This is a genomic window from Streptomyces sp. NPDC004721 (assembly GCF_053601495.1).
Map to the genome: position 1 here is coordinate 204,154 of NZ_JBSGBZ010000005.1, position 19,741 is coordinate 223,894.

Below are 19,741 nucleotides of genomic sequence, written 5' to 3' on the forward strand. Positions count from 1 at the left end.
GCCCTCGCCTCAGCAACGACGACCAGATCATCCTTGACCTGGCCTTTCGGCCCGATCAGGACGACCTGTCCTCAAGCGGCGGCGGGGGGCCGGTACGCGCGTAGTGAGTCCGAGCCCTCGGAAGGACCCCCTCTTGGCCGCCTCGCGCAACGCCTCGACCGCGAATACGAACAACGGCGCCAGCACCGCCCCGCTGCGCATCTCCTTTGCAAAGATCAAGGAGCCCCTCGAGGTTCCGAACCTTCTCGCGCTGCAAACCGAGAGCTTCGACTGGCTGCTCGGCAACGACGCGTGGAAGGCTCGCGTCGAGTCGGCTCTGGAGTCCGGTCAGGACGTCCCCACCAAGTCCGGTCTGGAGGAGATCTTCGAGGAGATCTCCCCGATCGAGGACTTCTCCGGGTCGATGTCGCTGACGTTCCGCGACCACCGCTTCGAGCCGCCGAAGAACAGCATCGACGAGTGCAAGGAGCGCGACTTCACGTACGCCGCCCCGCTCTTCGTCACGGCCGAGTTCACCAACAACGAGACCGGCGAGATCAAGTCCCAGACCGTCTTCATGGGCGACTTCCCGCTCATGACGAACAAGGGCACCTTCGTCATCAACGGCACCGAGCGTGTCGTGGTGTCCCAGCTGGTCCGTTCCCCCGGTGTCTACTTCGACTCCTCCATCGACAAGACGTCCGACAAGGACATCTTCTCCGCCAAGATCATCCCCTCCCGGGGTGCCTGGCTGGAGATGGAGATCGACAAGCGCGACATGGTCGGTGTCCGCATCGACCGCAAGCGCAAGCAGTCGGTCACCGTCCTTCTGAAGGCGCTCGGCTGGACCAACGAGCAGATCCTCGAGGAGTTCGGCGACTACGAGTCGATGCGCGCCACCCTGGAGAAGGACCACACCCAGGGCCAGGACGACGCGCTGCTGGACATCTACCGCAAGCTGCGCCCGGGCGAGCCCCCCACGCGTGAGGCCGCGCAGACGCTGCTCGAGAACCTGTACTTCAACCCCAAGCGCTACGACCTGGCCAAGGTCGGCCGCTACAAGGTCAACAAGAAGCTGGGCGCGGACGCTCCGCTGGACGCCGGCGTCCTGACCGTCGAGGACGTCATCTCGACGATCAAGTACCTGGTGAAGCTGCACGCGGGCGAGATCGAGACGGTCGGCGACAGCGGTCAGACGATCGTCGTCGAGACCGACGACATCGACCACTTCGGCAACCGCCGTCTGCGCAGCGTGGGCGAGCTCATCCAGAACCAGGTCCGCACCGGTCTGGCCCGTATGGAGCGCGTCGTCCGCGAGCGTATGACCACGCAGGACGTCGAGGCGATCACGCCGCAGACCCTGATCAACATCCGGCCGGTCGTCGCCTCCATCAAGGAGTTCTTCGGCACCAGCCAGCTGTCGCAGTTCATGGACCAGAACAACCCGCTGTCGGGTCTCACCCACAAGCGCCGCCTGTCGGCCCTTGGCCCGGGTGGTCTCTCCCGTGAGCGGGCCGGCTTCGAGGTCCGTGACGTGCACCCCTCGCACTACGGCCGCATGTGCCCGATCGAGACGCCGGAAGGCCCGAACATCGGCCTGATCGGCTCGCTCGCCTCCTACGGCCGGGTCAACGCGTTCGGGTTCGTCGAGACCCCGTACCGCAAGGTCAGCGACGGCCAGGTCACCGACGAGGTCGACTACCTGACCGCCGACGAGGAGGACCGCTTCGTCATCGCGCAGGCCAACGCCACCCTGGCGGACGACCTGCGCTTCGCCGAGGCCCGCGTGCTGGTCCGCCGCCGTGGCGGCGAGGTCGACTACGTCAGCCCCGAGGACGTCGACTACATGGACGTCTCGCCGCGCCAGATGGTGTCGGTCGCGACCGCCATGATCCCGTTCCTCGAGCACGACGACGCCAACCGTGCCCTCATGGGCGCGAACATGATGCGCCAGGCCGTTCCGCTCATCAAGTCGGAGTCCCCGCTCGTCGGCACCGGCATGGAGTACCGCTCCGCCGTCGACGCCGGCGACGTCGTCAAGGCCGAGAAGGCCGGTGTGGTCCAGGAGATCTCCGCCGACTACATCACCACGACCAACGACGACGGCACGTACATCACGTACCGCCTGGCCAAGTTCGCCCGCTCCAACCAGGGCACCTCGGTCAACCAGAAGGTCATCGTCAACGAGGGCGACCGCGTCGTCGAGGGCCAGGTCCTCGCCGACGGTCCGGCCACCCAGAACGGCGAGATGGCGCTCGGCAAGAACCTGCTGGTCGCGTTCATGCCGTGGGAGGGTCACAACTACGAGGACGCGATCATCCTGTCGCAGCGCCTCGTCCAGGACGACGTCCTCTCCTCGATCCACATCGAGGAGCACGAGGTCGACGCCCGTGACACCAAGCTCGGCCCCGAGGAGATCACCCGGGACATCCCGAACGTCTCCGAGGAGGTCCTCGCCGACCTCGACGAGCGCGGCATCATCCGCATCGGCGCCGAGGTCATCGCCGGCGACATCCTCGTCGGCAAGGTGACCCCGAAGGGCGAGACCGAGCTGACCCCCGAGGAGCGCCTGCTGCGCGCGATCTTCGGTGAGAAGGCCCGTGAGGTCCGTGACACCTCGCTGAAGGTGCCGCACGGCGAGACCGGCAAGGTCATCGGCGTGCGCGTCTTCGACCGCGAGGAGGGCGACGAGCTGCCGCCGGGCGTGAACCAGCTGGTCCGCGTCTACGTCGCGCAGAAGCGCAAGATCACCGATGGTGACAAGCTCGCCGGCCGCCACGGCAACAAGGGCGTCATCTCCAAGATCCTGCCGATCGAGGACATGCCGTTCCTGGAGGACGGCACCCCGGTCGACATCATCCTCAACCCGCTGGGTGTGCCGTCCCGAATGAACCCGGGACAGGTCCTGGAGATCCACCTCGGCTGGCTCGCCAGCCGCGGCTGGGACGTCTCCGGCCTCGCGGACGAGTGGGCGGAGCGCCTCCAGGCCATCGGCGCCGACCAGGTCGCCCCCGGCACCAACGTGGCCACCCCGGTCTTCGACGGTGCCCGTGAGGACGAGCTGGCGGGTCTGCTCCAGCACACCATCCCGAACCGCGACGGTGACCGCATGGTCCTCCCGTCCGGCAAGGCGCAGCTGTTCGACGGCCGTAGCGGTGAGCCGTTCCCGGACCCGATCTCGGTCGGCTACATGTACATCCTGAAGCTGCACCACCTGGTCGACGACAAGCTGCACGCCCGTTCGACCGGTCCGTACTCGATGATCACCCAGCAGCCGCTGGGTGGTAAGGCCCAGTTCGGTGGCCAGCGCTTCGGCGAGATGGAGGTGTGGGCCCTCGAGGCCTACGGCGCCGCCTACGCCCTTCAGGAGCTGCTGACCATCAAGTCCGACGACGTCACCGGCCGCGTGAAGGTCTACGAGGCCATCGTCAAGGGCGAGAACATCCCCGAGCCCGGCATCCCCGAGTCCTTCAAGGTGCTCATCAAGGAGATGCAGTCCCTGTGCCTGAACGTGGAGGTGCTGTCCAGCGACGGTATGTCCATCGAGATGCGCGACACCGACGAGGATGTCTTCCGCGCTGCGGAGGAGCTCGGCATCGACCTGTCCCGGCGCGAGCCGAGCAGCGTCGAAGAGGTCTGACGGGAGTCCGGCGGGTCTCCTGACCAGGAGGCCCGCCGACCCCCAGGCCCCCGTTTCAGACCACAGACTTACGACCCTGAGAGGGATTGACGCATAGTGCTCGACGTCAACTTCTTCGACGAGCTCCGGATCGGCCTGGCCACCGCTGACGACATCCGTCAGTGGAGCCACGGCGAGGTCAAGAAGCCCGAGACCATCAACTACCGCACCCTCAAGCCGGAAAAGGACGGGCTCTTCTGCGAGAAGATCTTCGGTCCCACCCGGGACTGGGAGTGCTACTGCGGCAAGTACAAGCGTGTCCGCTTCAAGGGCATCATCTGCGAGCGCTGCGGCGTCGAGGTCACCCGTGCCAAGGTGCGCCGTGAGCGGATGGGCCACATCGAACTGGCCGCGCCCGTCACCCACATCTGGTACTTCAAGGGCGTCCCGTCGCGTCTGGGCTACCTGCTCGACCTGGCCCCGAAGGACCTGGAGAAGGTCATCTACTTCGCGGCGTACATGATCACGTACGTCGACGACGAGCGCCGCACCCGCGACCTGCCGTCGCTGGAGGCCCACGTCTCCGTCGAGCGCCAGCAGATCGAGCAGCGCCGCGACGCCGACCTGGAGGCCCGCGCCAAGAAGCTCGAGGCGGACCTCGCCGAGCTTGAGGCCGAGGGTGCCAAGGCCGACGTGCGCCGCAAGGTGCGCGAGGGTGCCGAGCGTGAGATGAAGCAGCTGCGCGACCGCGCGCAGCGCGAGATCGACCGCCTCGACGAGGTGTGGACCCGGTTCAAGAACCTCAAGGTCCAGGACCTCGAGGGCGACGAGCTGCTCTACCGCGAGCTGCGCGACCGGTTCGGCACGTACTTCGACGGCTCGATGGGTGCCGCGGCGCTGCAGAAGCGCCTGGAGTCCTTCGACCTCGAGGAGGAGGCCGAGAAGCTCCGTGAGATCATCCGCACCGGCAAGGGCCAGAAGAAGACCCGCGCCCTCAAGCGCCTGAAGGTCGTCTCCGCGTTCCTGCAGACGTCCAACAGCCCCAAGGGCATGGTCCTGGACTGCGTGCCGGTCATCCCGCCGGACCTGCGTCCGATGGTGCAGCTGGACGGTGGCCGCTTCGCGACCTCCGACCTGAACGACCTGTACCGCCGTGTCATCAACCGCAACAACCGCCTGAAGCGGCTTCTCGACCTCGGCGCGCCCGAGATCATCGTGAACAACGAGAAGCGCATGCTCCAGGAGGCCGTCGACGCGCTCTTCGACAACGGCCGCCGCGGCCGCCCGGTCACGGGCCCCGGCAACCGTCCGCTGAAGTCGCTGTCCGACATGCTCAAGGGCAAGCAGGGCCGCTTCCGTCAGAACCTGCTCGGCAAGCGCGTCGACTACTCGGCTCGTTCCGTGATCGTCGTCGGTCCGCAGCTGAAGCTGCACCAGTGCGGTCTGCCGAAGGCGATGGCGCTGGAGCTCTTCAAGCCGTTCGTGATGAAGCGCCTGGTCGACCTGAACCACGCGCAGAACATCAAGTCGGCCAAGCGCATGGTCGAGCGCGGCCGCACGGTCGTGTACGACGTGCTGGAAGAGGTCATCGCGGAGCACCCGGTTCTGCTGAACCGTGCGCCCACGCTGCACCGCCTCGGCATCCAGGCCTTCGAGCCGCAGCTGGTCGAGGGCAAGGCCATTCAGATTCACCCGCTCGTGTGCACCGCGTTCAACGCGGACTTCGACGGTGACCAGATGGCCGTGCACCTGCCGCTGTCCGCGGAGGCGCAGGCCGAGGCCCGCATCCTGATGCTGTCCTCGAACAACATCCTCAAGCCGGCCGACGGCCGTCCGGTGACGATGCCGACCCAGGACATGGTCCTCGGTCTGTACTTCCTCACCACCGACGCCGAGGGCCGCGCGGCCAAGGGCGAGGACCGCTCCTTCGCGTCGGTCGCCGAGGCGATCATGGCGTTCGACGCCGGCGAGCTCTCGCTGCAGTCGCGGGTGGACGTCCGCTTCCCGGTGGGCACCATCCCGCCGCGCGGCTGGACCCCGCCGGCCCGCGAGGAGGGTGAGCCGGAGTGGCAGCAGGGTGACTCCTTCCGTCTGAAGACGACCCTGGGCCGCGCGCTCTTCAACGAGCTGCTGCCCGAGGACTACCCGTTCGTCGACTTCGAGGTGGGCAAGAAGCAGCTCTCCGAGATCGTCAACGACCTCGCCGAGCGCTACCCGAAGGTCATCGTGGCGGCCACGCTCGACAACCTGAAGTCGTCCGGCTTCTACTGGGCCACCCGCTCCGGTGTCACCGTCGCCATCTCCGACGTCGTCGTCCCCGAGGCGAAGAAGGAGATCGTCCGCGGCTACGAGGCGCAGGACGAGAAGGTCCAGAAGCAGTACGAGCGCGGTCTGATCACGAAGGACGAGCGGACCCAGGAGCTCATCGCGATCTGGACCAAGGCGACCAACGAGGTCGCCGAGGCGATGAACGACAACTTCCCGAAGACCAACCCGATCTTCATGATGGTTTCCTCGGGCGCCCGAGGAAACATGATGCAGATGCGTCAGATCGCCGGTATGCGCGGTCTGGTGTCGAACGCCAAGAACGAGACCATCCCGCGGCCCATCAAGGCGTCGTTCCGTGAGGGTCTGTCCGTGCTGGAGTACTTCATCTCCACGCACGGTGCCCGTAAGGGTCTGGCCGACACCGCCCTGCGTACCGCCGACTCCGGTTACCTCACCCGTCGTCTGGTCGACGTCTCCCAGGACGTCATCATCCGCGAGGAGGACTGCGGCACCGAACGCGGCCTCAAGCTGCACATCGCGGAGCGCGGTGCGGACGGCGTGCTGCGCAAGGCGGACAACGTCGAGACGTCCGTGTACGCGCGCTGCCTCGCCGAGGACATCGTGGTCGACGGCCAGGTCCTGGCCCCGGCCGGCACCGACCTCGGTGACGTCCTCATCGAGGAACTGGTGGCCCGTGGCGTCTCGGAGGTCAAGACCCGCTCGGTCCTGACCTGTGAGTCCGCCGTCGGCACCTGCGCCATGTGCTACGGCCGTTCGCTCGCCACCGGCAAGCTGGTCGACATCGGTGAGGCGGTCGGCATCATCGCCGCCCAGTCCATCGGTGAGCCCGGCACCCAGCTGACGATGCGTACCTTCCACACCGGTGGTGTGGCCGGTGACGACATCACCCAGGGTCTGCCGCGTGTCGTCGAGCTCTTCGAGGCCCGTACGCCGAAGGGTGTCGCCCCGATCTCCGAGGCGGCCGGACGCGTCCGGATCGAGGAGACCGAGAAGACCAAGAAGATCGTCATCACCCCGGACGACGGCAGCGACGAGACGGCGTTCCCGATCTCGAAGCGTGCCCGTCTGCTGGTCGGCGAGGGCGACCACGTCGAGGTGGGCCAGAAGCTCACCGTGGGTGCCACCAACCCGCACGACGTGCTGCGTATCCTGGGTCAGCGGGCCGTCCAGGTCCACCTGGTCGGCGAGGTCCAGAAGGTCTACAACTCGCAGGGTGTGTCGATCCACGACAAGCACATCGAGATCATCATCCGGCAGATGCTGCGCCGCGTGACGATCATCGAGTCCGGCGACGCCGAGCTGCTGCCCGGCGAGCTGGTCGAGCGCTCGAAGTTCGAGCACGAGAACCGTCGTGTGGTCCAGGAGGGCGGTCACCCGGCCTCCGGTCGTCCGCAGCTCATGGGTATCACCAAGGCCTCGCTGGCGACCGAGTCCTGGCTGTCGGCGGCGTCCTTCCAGGAGACGACCAGGGTCCTGACGGACGCGGCGATCAACGCCAAGTCCGACTCCCTGATCGGCCTCAAGGAGAACGTCATCATCGGTAAGCTCATCCCGGCCGGTACGGGCCTGTCCCGCTACCGCAACATCCGGGTCGAGCCGACCGAGGAGGCCAAGGCCGCGATGTACTCGGCCGTGGGCTACGACGACATCGACTACTCGCCGTTCGGCTCCGGCTCCGGCCAGGCCGTTCCGCTGGAGGACTACGACTACGGTCCGTACAACCAGTAGGCGAGCGACTGCTTGACGCGCTGAAGGGCGGCCATCCCACAACGGGATGGCCGCCCTTGGCGCATCATGGAGAGACACACGCGGTCCGGGGGAGGTCCCAGTGTCGTATCAACCGTCACACCCGTCGTGGCAGCCCATGCAGCCCTGGCAGCGGGGACAGGGGGCACCGCAGCCGTGGCAGGGCCAGGGCGGCCCTTCGATGCTCGCGTCCCACGCCGACCGCGAGCGGGCCGTGGACGTGCTCAGGGCGGGCTTCAGCGAGGGCCGCCTGGACGAGCGGGAACTCGACCAGCGCGTCGCACGGGCGTACCAGGCGCGTACGGTCGGGGAGCTGGCGCTGCTGGTGGCGGACCTGCCGCAGGGTCCGGTGCCGCTCACCTCGGCGGCGGCTCCGGTCGTGCCGCCCACGTTCCTGCCGGCGGCGGTCCCGCCGCCCACCAACGGCAAGGCGGTCGGCTCCCTGGTCTGCGGTGTGCTCACGCTGATGACGGGCGGTCTGACGGGCCTGCCCGCGGTGGTCCTGGGACACGCCGCCCGCGCGGAGATGCGCCGCAACGGGCAGGGCGGTGACGGCCTCGCGCTGGCCGGGCTGGTCCTGGGCTGGCTGTCCGTCGCGGGCTGGGCGGTGTTCCTGACCGTGCTCGTCGTGGCCGGGATCGCGGGGTCGGGGTGACGTGGGCGGATTCCGGTGTCCGAAGATCACGTTCCGTGGATTCGAAGATCGCCCGCGGGACCGGGGCTTGACAAGCCCCGGGGGACGCGGCGGGCGGGGCGCATTTGTTTTGACCGCAGCGAATGAGGTAGGTACGCTCAGACCTTGTGCCTGGGGTGTGCCCTGGCTTTCGTGCGTGCCTTGAAACCGCACCGGGAGCCGCTGAACGGCCACCGTGATCTGCGCCTCTTTCTGCCTTGCGGTGGGAGTCTGCGGGATTCGACACACCCGACCGCGTGGGTCGGCGATGTTCCAGGTTAGCTGTACCCATCGGCACACAGAAACCGGAGAAGTAGTGCCTACGATCCAGCAGCTGGTCCGCAAGGGCCGGCAGGACAAGGTCGAAAAGAACAAGACGCCCGCACTCGAGGGTTCGCCCCAGCGCCGTGGCGTCTGCACGCGTGTGTTCACGACCACCCCGAAGAAGCCGAACTCGGCCCTCCGTAAGGTCGCGCGTGTGCGTCTGACCAGCGGTATCGAGGTCACGGCTTACATTCCGGGTGAGGGACACAACCTGCAGGAGCACTCGATCGTGCTCGTGCGCGGCGGCCGTGTGAAGGACCTGCCGGGTGTTCGCTACAAGATCATCCGCGGTTCGCTCGACACCCAGGGTGTCAAGAACCGCAAGCAGGCTCGCAGCCGTTACGGCGCCAAGAAGGAGAAGTAAGAATGCCTCGTAAGGGCCCCGCCCCGAAGCGCCCGGTCATCATCGACCCGGTCTACGGCTCTCCTCTGGTGACCTCCCTGATCAACAAGGTGCTGCTGAACGGCAAGCGCTCCACCGCCGAGCGCATCGTCTACGGCGCCATGGAGGGTCTGCGCGAGAAGACCGGCAACGACCCGATCATCACGCTGAAGCGCGCTCTCGAGAACATCAAGCCGACCCTCGAGGTCAAGTCCCGCCGTGTCGGTGGCGCCACCTACCAGGTGCCGATCGAGGTCAAGCCCGGTCGCGCCAACACCCTGGCGCTGCGCTGGCTGGTCGGTTACTCCCGCGCCCGTCGCGAGAAGACCATGACCGAGCGTCTGCTCAACGAGCTCCTCGACGCCTCCAACGGCCTCGGTGCCGCTGTGAAGAAGCGCGAGGACACGCACAAGATGGCCGAGTCCAACAAGGCCTTCGCGCACTACCGCTGGTAGTCGCTACCCCATCGAGAACCGAGAGAAGACTGAAGCCTTATGGCTACCACTTCACTTGACCTGGCCCATGTCCGCAACATCGGGATCATGGCCCACATCGACGCGGGCAAGACGACCACCACCGAGCGGATCCTGTTCTACACCGGTGTGTCCTACAAGATCGGTGAGACCCACGAGGGTTCCGCCACGATGGACTGGATGGAGCAGGAGCAGGAGCGTGGCATCACGATCACCTCTGCTGCCACCACCTGTCACTGGCCGCTGGACAACGTCGACCACACGATCAACATCATCGACACGCCGGGTCACGTCGACTTCACCGTCGAGGTGGAGCGCTCCCTGCGCGTGCTCGACGGTGCCGTGACGGTGTTCGACGGCGTTGCCGGTGTCGAGCCCCAGTCCGAGACGGTGTGGCGTCAGGCGGACCGCTACGGCGTTCCGCGCATCTGCTTCGTGAACAAGCTCGACCGCACCGGTGCGGAGTTCCACCGCTGCGTCGACATGATCAAGGACCGCCTGGGCGCGCAGCCGCTGGTCATGCAGCTGCCGATCGGTGCCGAGGCCGACTTCAAGGGCGTTGTGGACCTGGTCCGCATGAAGGCGCTCGTGTGGTCCGCCGAGGCCGCCAAGGGCGAGATGTACGACGTCGTCGACATCCCGGCCACGCACACCGAGGCCGCCGAGGAGTGGCACGGCAAGCTGGTCGAGGCCGTCGCGGAGAACGACGAAGAGATCATGGAGCTGTACCTGGAGGGCAACGAGCCCACCGAGGAGCAGCTGCACACCGCGATCCGTCGTATCACCATCGCGTCCGGCAAGGCCACCGAGACCACGATCACCCCGGTGTTCTGTGGCACCGCGTTCAAGAACAAGGGCGTTCAGCCCCTGCTCGACGCGGTCGTGCGCTACCTCCCCACGCCGCTCGACGTCGAGGCCATCGAGGGCCACGCCGTGGGCAACGCGGAAGAGGTCATCAAGCGCAAGCCGTCCGAGGACGAGCCGCTCGCCGCGCTCGCGTTCAAGATCATGAGCGACCCGCACCTCGGCAAGCTCACCTTCGTCCGGGTCTACTCGGGCCGCCTGGAGTCCGGCACGCAGGTGCTGAACTCCGTCAAGGGCAAGAAGGAGCGCATCGGCAAGATCTACCGCATGCACGCCAACAAGCGTGAGGAGATCCCGTCGGTGGGCGCCGGCGACATCGTCGCCGTCATGGGTCTGAAGCAGACCACCACCGGTGAGACGCTGAGCGACGACAAGGCCCCGGTCATCCTGGAGTCCATGGACTTCCCGGCGCCGGTCATCCAGGTCGCCATCGAGCCCAAGTCGAAGGGCGACCAGGAGAAGCTGGGCGTCGCGATCCAGCGCCTGGCCGAGGAGGACCCGTCCTTCCAGGTCCACTCGGACGAGGAGACCGGCCAGACCATCATCGGCGGTATGGGCGAGCTGCACCTCGAGGTGCTGGTCGACCGCATGCGCCGTGAGTTCAAGGTCGAGGCCAACGTCGGCAAGCCGCAGGTCGCGTACCGCGAGACGATCCGCAAGGCCGTCGAGCGCGTGGACTACACCCACAAGAAGCAGACCGGTGGTACCGGTCAGTTCGCCAAGGTGCAGATCGCGATCGAGCCGCTCGAGGGTGGCGACACCTCGTACGAGTTCGTGAACAAGGTCACCGGCGGCCGCGTCCCGAAGGAGTACATCCCTTCGGTGGACGCCGGTGCGCAGGAGGCCATGCAGTTCGGCATCCTCGCCGGCTACGAGATGACGGGCGTCCGCGTCACGCTTCTCGACGGTGGCTACCACGAGGTCGACTCCTCCGAGCTCGCGTTCAAGATCGCCGGTTCGCAGGCCTTCAAGGAGGCCGCGCGCAAGGCCGGTCCTGTGCTGCTCGAGCCGATGATGGCCGTTGAGGTCACCACGCCCGAGGACTACATGGGCGAGGTCATCGGCGACATCAACTCCCGCCGTGGCCAGATCCAGGCCATGGAGGAGCGGGCGGGTGCCCGTGTCGTGAAGGGCCTCGTGCCCCTCTCGGAGATGTTCGGCTACGTCGGCGACCTCCGCAGCAAGACGTCGGGTCGCGCAAGCTACTCGATGCAGTTCGACTCCTACGCCGAGGTTCCGCGGAACGTCGCCGAGGAGATCATCGCGAAGGCCAAGGGCGAGTAACTCACCCGAGTTCCAGCCTTTAGTCTTGACTCCGGAGCCTCTCGGGGCATTCCACGGATTCGCGGCGATCAGCCGCACGGCCGGAGGAATGCCCCGGAGATCCGGGCCATCCAGCAAAGATCACCTGGCGCCGATGAGTAAGGCGTACAGAACCACTCCACAGGAGGAACCCAGTGGCGAAGGCGAAGTTCGAGCGGACTAAGCCGCACGTCAACATCGGCACCATCGGTCACATCGACCACGGTAAGACGACCCTCACGGCCGCCATTACCAAGGTGCTGCACGACGCGTACCCGGAGCTGAACGAGGCCACCCCGTTCGACAACATCGACAAGGCGCCCGAAGAGCGCCAGCGTGGTATCACGATCTCCATCTCGCACGTCGAGTACCAGACCGAGGCGCGTCACTACGCCCACGTCGACTGCCCCGGTCACGCGGACTACATCAAGAACATGATCACCGGTGCCGCCCAGATGGACGGCGCGATCCTGGTGGTCGCCGCGACCGACGGCCCGATGCCGCAGACCAAGGAGCACGTGCTCCTGGCCCGCCAGGTCGGCGTGCCGTACATCGTCGTGGCTCTGAACAAGTCCGACATGGTGGACGACGAAGAGATCATGGAGCTCGTCGAGCTCGAGGTCCGCGAGCTCCTCTCCGAGTACGAGTTCCCGGGTGACGACCTCCCGGTCGTCCGTGTCTCCGCTCTGAAGGCGCTTGAGGGCGACGAGAAGTGGGTCCAGTCCGTCCTGGACCTCATGAACGCCGTCGACACCGCCATCCCGGAGCCGGAGCGCGACGTCGACAAGCCGTTCCTGATGCCGATCGAGGACGTCTTCACCATCACCGGTCGCGGTACGGTCGTCACCGGCCGCATCGAGCGTGGTGTCCTCAAGGTCAACGAGACCGTCGACATCATCGGCATCAAGCAGGAGAAGACCACCACCACGGTCACCGGCATCGAGATGTTCCGCAAGCTGCTCGACGAGGGCCAGGCCGGTGAGAACGTCGGTCTGCTGCTCCGCGGCATCAAGCGCGAGGACGTCGAGCGCGGCCAGGTCATCATCAAGCCGGGCTCGGTCACCCCGCACACCGAGTTCCAGGCCCAGGCCTACATCCTCTCCAAGGACGAGGGTGGCCGCCACACGCCGTTCTTCAACAACTACCGTCCGCAGTTCTACTTCCGCACGACGGACGTGACCGGCGTGGTGACCCTCCCCGAGGGCACCGAGATGGTCATGCCGGGTGACAACACCGAGATGAAGGTGGAGCTCATCCAGCCCGTCGCCATGGAAGAGGGCCTGAAGTTCGCCATCCGTGAGGGTGGCCGCACCGTGGGCGCCGGCCAGGTCACCAAGATCGAGAAGTAAGCTCTCCGGCTTACTGAAGGGTCTCCCGACCTGGTAGCTCCATCGCGAGCACCACAAGGGCCCGTACGACTTCTGTCGTACGGGCCCTTTCGCGTTCCCCCGGTCAGGGGGTCACAGGCGTTGCCACAGCGCCGGTGCGTTCGGGGGCTCCCAGCCCGGCTGCGCCTGGTGGCCCTGGAGGCAGCGGTAGGTGGCGCCGCCGTAGGTCACCGTGGTGCCGGCCTGGTAGACGGTGCCGGCCGACCAGGTGCCGCCGGGGTTGCCCGGGCCCGGTTCGCCGGGGCCGCCGGCGGTCGTCCTCAGCGTGAGCCCGTAGGAGCTCAGGATCGGGTTGACCGGCTGGAAGTACGTCGTGCCGCCGGTCGAGCAGTTGCCCGTACCGCCCGAGGTGACGCCCTGCGCCTGGCTGCCGGAGACGAAGGAGCCGCCCGAGTCGCCGGGCTCCGCGCACACCGAGGTCCGGGTGACCCCGGAGACGGTGCCCTCCTGGTAGGTCACGCTGGTGTTGAGCTGCTGGACGGTGCCGCAGTGCCAGCCGGTCGTCGAACCGGAGCGGCACACCGAGGAGCCCACGGTCGCCACCGTGGACCCGGTCACCTGGACGTTCTGGCCGCCCTGGTTGACGTAGGGGGTCGCCGTCCAGTTGGAGTGGGTGGCCACCCAGGCCATGTCGTTGCCGGGGAAGACCGACGCCTGGAAGGTGCCCGCGGGCAGTACGAGCCGGGCCCGGTCCAGTACCAGCTCGCCCAGCGCGGTCGCCCGCACCCCGTGCCGTCCGCGCTCGAACAGCTGGCCGCCCAGGGCCCTTTCGATGCGCCTGAGCTGTGCGCTCAGCGCGGGCTGCGCGAGTCCGAGCACCGTCGCCGCCCTGGTGAGGCTTCCTGCCTCGGCGATGGTCCGGATCGTCTTCAGATGTCGCAACTCCAGCTCCATGCAGGGAGCTTGCGGTGCCCGGGGCGGCGGGGCCAAGGGGTTGGTCCGTACCACGGGCGCGGGTGCGTGCGCGTGTGAGGGTGTCTGCTGCCTGCCTCCTGCCGGGGGCGAGGGGCGAGGGGCGAGGGGCGGGAGCCGGGAGTGCCGGGCAGTGCGCGACGCCGGGCGCGGGGTGCCCGGTGGAGGGGGCTGTTACGAAACTATTCGGCGCGTACGACCCCTGGTTCCCCGCAGACCACTCCTCCAACATTTGTCATGCCGCTGACCAAATTCAGGTGTGTGAGGGGTGTGCCATGTCTGCGCACGTCAGCCGAAGAGCCGTCCTGGGCGCGAGCCTCGCCGCGGTGCCGGTGCTGTCGTCGGGTGCTCTGGGCGCGTCGGGTTCCGCGTGGGCGGCCGGGGGCGAGGGTGGCGGTCCGCGGGTGACGGATCCGGGGGCATACGTCTCCTTCGCGCCCCGTGAGCCGAGACCGGGCTCGTTCTCCCTGGTGGGCGCCCCGATCGTGGTCAGCGCCGACGACCACCCCGGAGTCGTGCGGGCGGCGGGCGACCTGCGCGACGACATCCAGCGGGTCACGGGCGTACGGCCCGGCCACACCATCGCCCGCAACGCCGTGCTGGTGGGGACGATCGGCCGCAGCCCGCTGATCGACGGCCTGGTGAAGTCGGGGAAGCTGGACGTCACCGGGGTGCGCGGCCGCTGGGAGACCTCGCTCCAGGCGGTGGTCGACCATCCGATGCCCGGCGTCGACCGCGCGCTCGTCATCGCGGGCAGCGACCCGCGCGGCACGATCTTCGGGGCGTACGACGTCTCGTACGGCATCGGGGTCTCGCCCTGGTACTGGTGGGACGACGTGCCCCCGGTGCGCCGCAACCGCGTCTGGATCCTGCCGGGCCGCCACACGCAGGGCACCCCGGTGGTGAAGTACCGCGGCGTCTTCATCAACGACGAGAACCCGGCCCTGGGCACCTGGGCACCCGCGTACTTCGGTCCGGGCAAGGCCCCGGGCCGGCCCGGCGGCTTCAACGCCGACTTCTACGCCAAGGTCTTCGAGCTGCTGCTCCGCCTGAAGGGCAACTACCTCTGGCCGGCGGTGTGGGGGCGCGCCTTCGCGGAGGACGACCCGGAGAACCACAAGCGGGCGTCGGAGTACGGCATCGTCATGGGCACCTCCCACGAGGCGCCCATGATGCGCGGCATCGAGGAGTGGAACCGCCACGCGGGCGGAGGCAAGGACCCCTACGGCGGCAACGGCGAGTGGTCGTACGTCCGCAACGCCGAGGCGATCAAGGCGTACTGGCGGGACGGCATCCGGCGCATGGTCGACGAGGGCTTCGAGGGCGTCGTCACCCTGGGCATGCGGGGCAACGGCGACACCAGCCTGCCCGACGGCGACGGCATCGAACTGATGCAGGAGATCATCGCCGAGCAGCGCCGCATCATCGAGGAGGTCACCGGCAGGCCGGCCGCCGAGACCCCGCAGGTGTGGACCCTCTACAAGGAGGTGCAGCGCTACTGGGACCGCGGCCTGCGCGCCCCGGACGACGTCACGGTCGTCCTCACCGACGACAACTGGGGCAACATCCGCAAGCACCCCGACCCCGCGGAGGGTGCCCGCGCCGGCGGATACGGCCTCTACTACCACTTCGACTACGTCGGCGCCGGCCGCAACTACAAGTGGGTCGACACGGCGAACCTCACCAACCTCTGGGACCAGCTCCACCAGGCCCACGCCTACGGCAACCACGGCCTGTGGGTCACCAACGTCGGCGACCTGAAGGGCAACGAGCTGCCGACGGAGTTCTTCCTCAACTACGCCTGGAACCCGTACAGCTGGCCGCAGGAGCGGCTGGGGGAGTGGGAACGCCGCTACGCCGCCCAGAACTTCGGCGAGGCGGACTCCGGGCCGATCGCGGAGGTCCTGGCGGAGTACGGCCGGCTCCAAGCCCGCCGCAAGCCCGAACTGCTCAACCGCCGGATCACCCTCCGGGACGGCGAGGTCGTCCACGACGACGAGCAGACCCCGTACTACTTCGCCCACGGCGAGCTGGAGCGGGTCACCGACGAGTGGAAGGCCCTGGCCCGCAAGGCCGACCGCGTCGCCCTCAAGCTGCCCGCGCGGAGCCGGGACGCCTGGTTCGAACTGGTCGGCTACGAGGTGGAGGCGACCGCGAACCTCTACGGCCTGCGGCAGGCCGAGTTCACGCACCTCCTCTACGCCAGGCAGGGCCGGGCGGCGACCAACGACCTGGCGGCGCAGGCGGAAGCGGGCCTGGAGCGGGACTTCGCCCTCGCCGACCGCTTCAACCACGAGGTGGCCGGCGGCAAGTGGAACGGCTTCCAGACTCAGCCGCACATCGACTACGGGGACGTGGAACGCTACGGCCCCAACGCGGGCTGGCAGCAGCCGGAGATCGACAACGTGGCGATCCCGGACGTCCTCTTCCCCGCGGTCCGGCGGATCGAGGTGCCGCGCGCCGCCGGACTGGGCGTCTCGGTGGACGGTGCGGAGGACGCGGGGAGCTGGTGGCCGGGTGGGGCGGCGACCGCGGCCCGGCTGCCCTCCTTCAGCCCGTACCAGACCCGCCCGCAGCAGTACGTGGAGCTCTTCAACCGCGGCCGCACGCCCTTCGAGTACCGGATCGAGTCCTCGGTCCCGTGGCTTCTGGTGGACCGTGCCCGGGGCCGGGTGGAGCAGCAGGTGCGCGTGGAGGTCCGGGTGGACTGGCGCCGGGTGCCGAGCGGCCGGGGGGAGGCGAAGCTGACGATCTCGGGCGCGGGCACGACGGTGACGGTCGCCTGCACGGCGGAGAACACCCCGCCCCGTCTGGTGCGGGGCTTCGTGGAGGCGGGCGGCTACGTGGCGATCGACGCGGAGCACCACGACGGCGTGGTGGGGGAGTGGCGCCGCCTGGACGGCGTCGGCCGCACCACGTCGGGCATGACTCCCTGGCCGGTGACGGCCCCGCGCCGCACCCCCGGCGCCCCGGACTCCCCGCGCCTGGAGTACGAGGTGACCCTCCTCTCCGCGGGCGAGGTGACGGTGTGGGCGGAGGTGTCGCCGAGGAACCCTGCCCTCCCGACCGGCGGCCTGCGCTACGGCGTCTCCTTCGACGACGCCGCACCGCAGGCGGTGGACATCAACGCGGCCACGGGCGCGGACGACGGCACGATGAACACGGCGTGGGCCCGCAACACGTCCGACAACGTCAACCGCACCGCGACCAGGCACACGATCACCCGCGCCGGAACGCATCGCCTGAAGTTCTGGACGATCGACCCGACGATGGTCCTGCAACGCCTGCTGATCGACACGGGCGGCCTGCCGGAGACCTATTTGGGGCCGCTGGAGAGCCGGCGGGTGTAGGGCGGCCCGTCGCCCCGATCCGCGGTGCGACGGCCCACCCGGCCGGTGCGGGGGCATCCGCCCCGGCACCGGCCGGGGCCGAGGGGGAGCACCGAACGGTCGGTAAGCTCGCCGTGGTACACGACGGCGGGGGCTGGGGGTGGGAATGAGAGCGGGCCGGGCGGAGCGGGGGCGGCAGGCGCGCAAGGAGCGCCGGGACCGGGTCGAGGAGCTCGCCGGGGTGATGACGGCGCCGGAGGCGCCGCTAGTGTGGCGTGCCGGGTGGCGCGGGAGGGTGACGGGTGCGGTCGTCTGCGCCGTGTTCGTCGCGCTGACCGAGCATCCGGCCGAGGCGAGCCTGGCGCATCCGCAACCGGGTGCCCTGCTCTACGCGCTGTGGACTTCGCTGGTCGTCGGCTTTGCGTGCTGCTGGTTCGCGCTGTGGCGCGTCACCGCGGACCGTGACGGCGTGTACATCCGCCGGCTGTGGTCCACGCGGCTCCTGCCGTGGTCGACGATCACGCGTGTGGAGATGCGGCGCGACGGGCAGTTGGAGTTCTTCGGCCGTACGCCGGAGCCCATGGCCGGGTTCTTCGCGCCACCCTGGATGAGCCGTGTCGCCCGCTCCGACCGGGGCAGCCGGGCCGCCGACACGCTGAGTGCCATGGCCCTCCACGGCGATCTGCGCCCCACGGCCCCGGTCGAGCGAGGGCTGACCGGCACCGGACTCGCCCCGTGGATCATCCTGCTGGGCGTCGTGCTGTACCTCGCAGTCGAGTTCTTGCCCCACTGGCCCCTGGCGTAGGCGTCCCCTGGGAACGGTCGGACCAGCCGATTTTTCGGAATCTTGATCTCACATCGTGGACTATAGGTGCCGGGTCACTGGCCAGTGCATCGATCCAGAGGTAACACTGAAGGGTCGGCCGTTTCCCGGATGCCCATTCCCGGGTCGGCCGAGTTCCTGCGCGCGGCAACGGCGCCGAGCGTTCATCACCGGCTTCGACGCCGGTAGTAGCCGTGCCAGAAGGGGACCCTGTGACGACCCGACCCGACACCAAGACCCAGCTCACCTCCCTGCTCGCCGAGATCGAGCGCCGTAATCCGGCCCAGCCCGAGTTCCACCAGGCCGCTCACGAGGTACTGGAGACACTGGCGCCGGTGATCGCGGCTCGGCCGGAGTACGCGGAGGCGGGGCTCGTGGAGCGGTTGTGCGAGCCGGAGCGGCAGATCATCTTCCGGGTGCCGTGGCAGGACGACCACTGCCGGGTGCACGTCAACCGTGGTTTCCGGGTGGAGTTCAACAGCGCGCTGGGCCCGTACAAGGGCGGTCTGCGCTTCCACCCCTCCGTCGATCTGGGCGTCATCAAGTTCCTCGGCTTCGAGCAGATCTTCAAGAACGCGCTGACCGGGCTCGGCATCGGTGGCGGCAAGGGCGGCAGCGACTTCGACCCGCACGGGCGGAGCGACGCCGAGGTCATGCGGTTCTGCCAGTCGTTCATGACGGAGCTGCACCGGCACATCGGCGAGCACACCGACGTGCCGGCCGGTGACATCGGCGTCGGCACCCGTGAGATCGGCTATCTGTTCGGCCAGTACCGGCGGATCACCAACCGCTGGGAGGCCGGTGTGCTCACCGGCAAGGGCGCGAACTGGGGCGGCTCGCTGATCCGGCCCGAGGCCACCGGGTACGGCAACGTGCTCTTCGCCGAGGCGATGCTGCGCGAGCGCGGCGAGGAACTGGAGGGCCAGACCGCGGTCGTCTCCGGCTCCGGGAACGTCGCGATCTACACCATCGAGAAGCTGACCGCCCTCGGTGCGAACGCGCTGACCTGCTCGGACTCCAGCGGGTACGTGATCGACGACAAGGGCGTCGACGTGGAGCTGCTGAAGCAGATCAAGGAGGTCGAGCGCGGCCGGATCAGCGAGTACGCCGAGCGGCGGGGCACCTCCGCGCGGTTCGTGCCCGGCGGGCGGGTCTGGGAGGTCCCGGGCGACGTCGCGCTGCCCTCGGCGACGCAGAACGAACTGGACGAGAAGGACGCGGAGACACTCATCCGCAACGGGGTGAAGGCCGTGTCCGAGGGTGCGAACATGCCGGCGACGCCCGAGGCCGTGCACCTGTTCCAGCAGGCCGGGGTGGCCTTCGGCCCCGGCAAGGCGGCGAACGCGGGCGGGGTCGCGGTCAGCGCCCTGGAGATGGCGCAGAACCACTCCCGTACGGCGTGGACGGCCACCCAGGTGGAGCGGGAGCTGGCACTCATCATGAGCGACATCCACACCACCTGCCACGAGACCGCCGAACGCTACGGCGCCCCCGGCGACTACGTGACGGGCGCGAACATCGCCGGCTTCGAGCGGGTGGCCGACGCGATGCTCGCCCAGGGCGTCATCTGACGGCGTTCCCCCCGGCCCGCGATCGTCCGGTGTGCCGACGGACGATCGCGGGTGGCGGTGTGAACGT

The 19,741-nt window shown here is 68.4% G+C and carries 10 protein-coding genes and 2 pseudogenes; 10 read left to right on the plus strand and 2 right to left on the minus strand.

All coding sequences use genetic code 11. The features are described 5' to 3' along the window. Positions 1-133: 133 nt before the first annotated feature. The 7 genes from rpoB (at position 134) to tuf (ending at position 13,000) form a co-directional block, all read left to right on the plus strand. Positions 134-3,619, plus strand: a complete 3,486-nt coding sequence (rpoB, locus tag ACWEK3_RS06515) for a DNA-directed RNA polymerase subunit beta (RefSeq protein WP_450542565.1) — start codon at positions 134-136, stop codon at positions 3,617-3,619. A gap of 96 nt (positions 3,620-3,715) precedes the next feature. After that, positions 3,716-7,615 carry a DNA-directed RNA polymerase subunit beta' gene (locus tag ACWEK3_RS06520; RefSeq protein WP_361422374.1) on the plus strand — a complete coding sequence of 1,300 codons (3,900 nt, stop codon included), beginning with the start codon at positions 3,716-3,718 and terminating at the stop codon, positions 7,613-7,615. Between the two features lie 199 nt (positions 7,616-7,814). After that, positions 7,815-8,288: a DUF1707 and DUF4190 domain-containing protein gene (locus ACWEK3_RS06525; RefSeq protein ID WP_453249074.1), complete on the plus strand. Its 474-nt coding sequence runs from the start codon at positions 7,815-7,817 to the stop codon at positions 8,286-8,288. Between the two features lie 334 nt (positions 8,289-8,622). Beyond that, positions 8,623-8,994 carry a 30S ribosomal protein S12 gene (gene rpsL, locus ACWEK3_RS06530; protein WP_003948652.1) on the plus strand — a complete coding sequence of 124 codons (372 nt, stop codon included), beginning with the start codon at positions 8,623-8,625 and terminating at the stop codon, positions 8,992-8,994. A 2-nt stretch (positions 8,995-8,996) separates the two neighbouring features. Beyond that, a complete protein-coding gene (rpsG, locus tag ACWEK3_RS06535; protein ID WP_003992340.1) occupies positions 8,997-9,467 on the plus strand; it encodes a 30S ribosomal protein S7 in 471 nt (156 codons plus the stop codon). Between the two features lie 39 nt (positions 9,468-9,506). After that, positions 9,507-11,633 (plus strand): elongation factor G, encoded by a 2,127-nt coding sequence (gene fusA / locus ACWEK3_RS06540; RefSeq protein ID WP_376407875.1) that lies wholly within the window; start codon positions 9,507-9,509, stop codon positions 11,631-11,633. Between the two features lie 173 nt (positions 11,634-11,806). After that, the gene (gene tuf, locus ACWEK3_RS06545) at positions 11,807-13,000 is read left to right on the plus strand and encodes an elongation factor Tu (RefSeq protein ID WP_376407873.1); all 1,194 of its coding nucleotides are present in this window, start codon (positions 11,807-11,809) and stop codon (positions 12,998-13,000) included. 111 nt (positions 13,001-13,111) lie between these two features. On the opposite strand, the pseudogene ACWEK3_RS06550 reads toward tuf, so the two are convergent. Further along, positions 13,112-13,705: pseudogene (locus ACWEK3_RS06550) on the minus strand (carbohydrate-binding protein); the annotation flags it as partial. Between the two features lie 96 nt (positions 13,706-13,801). Next, a pseudogene (locus ACWEK3_RS06555) lies at positions 13,802-13,933 on the minus strand (LysR family transcriptional regulator); the annotation flags it as partial. A 293-nt stretch (positions 13,934-14,226) separates the two neighbouring features. Here ACWEK3_RS06555 and ACWEK3_RS06560 point away from each other — a divergent pair. From ACWEK3_RS06560 to gdhA, 3 genes are all read left to right on the plus strand, one after another. Continuing rightward, complete coding sequence (locus ACWEK3_RS06560; RefSeq protein WP_453249075.1) at positions 14,227-17,301, plus strand: glycosyl hydrolase 115 family protein; 3,075 nt, start codon at positions 14,227-14,229, stop codon at positions 17,299-17,301. Positions 17,302-17,446: 145 nt separating this feature from the next. After that, entirely contained in the window at positions 17,447-18,085 is a 639-nt protein-coding gene (locus ACWEK3_RS06565) for a PH domain-containing protein (protein WP_450542573.1), read from the plus strand. A 230-nt stretch (positions 18,086-18,315) separates the two neighbouring features. After that, complete coding sequence (gdhA, locus tag ACWEK3_RS06570) at positions 18,316-19,674, plus strand: NADP-specific glutamate dehydrogenase (RefSeq protein WP_453249076.1); 1,359 nt, start codon at positions 18,316-18,318, stop codon at positions 19,672-19,674. Positions 19,675-19,741: the final 67 nt, after the last annotated feature.

Coding starts and splice junctions, on each gene's coding strand:
- ACWEK3_RS06525 (WP_453249074.1), top strand. CDS start 7,815: ATGCTCGCGTCCCACGCCGACCGCGAGCGGGCCGTGGACGTGCTCAGG.
- rpsG (WP_003992340.1), top strand. CDS start 8,997: ATGCCTCGTAAGGGCCCCGCCCCGAAGCGCCCGGTCATCATCGACCCG.
- fusA (WP_376407875.1), top strand. CDS start 9,507: ATGGCTACCACTTCACTTGACCTGGCCCATGTCCGCAACATCGGGATC.
- ACWEK3_RS06560 (WP_453249075.1), top strand. CDS start 14,227: ATGTCTGCGCACGTCAGCCGAAGAGCCGTCCTGGGCGCGAGCCTCGCC.
- ACWEK3_RS06565 (WP_450542573.1), top strand. CDS start 17,447: ATGAGAGCGGGCCGGGCGGAGCGGGGGCGGCAGGCGCGCAAGGAGCGC.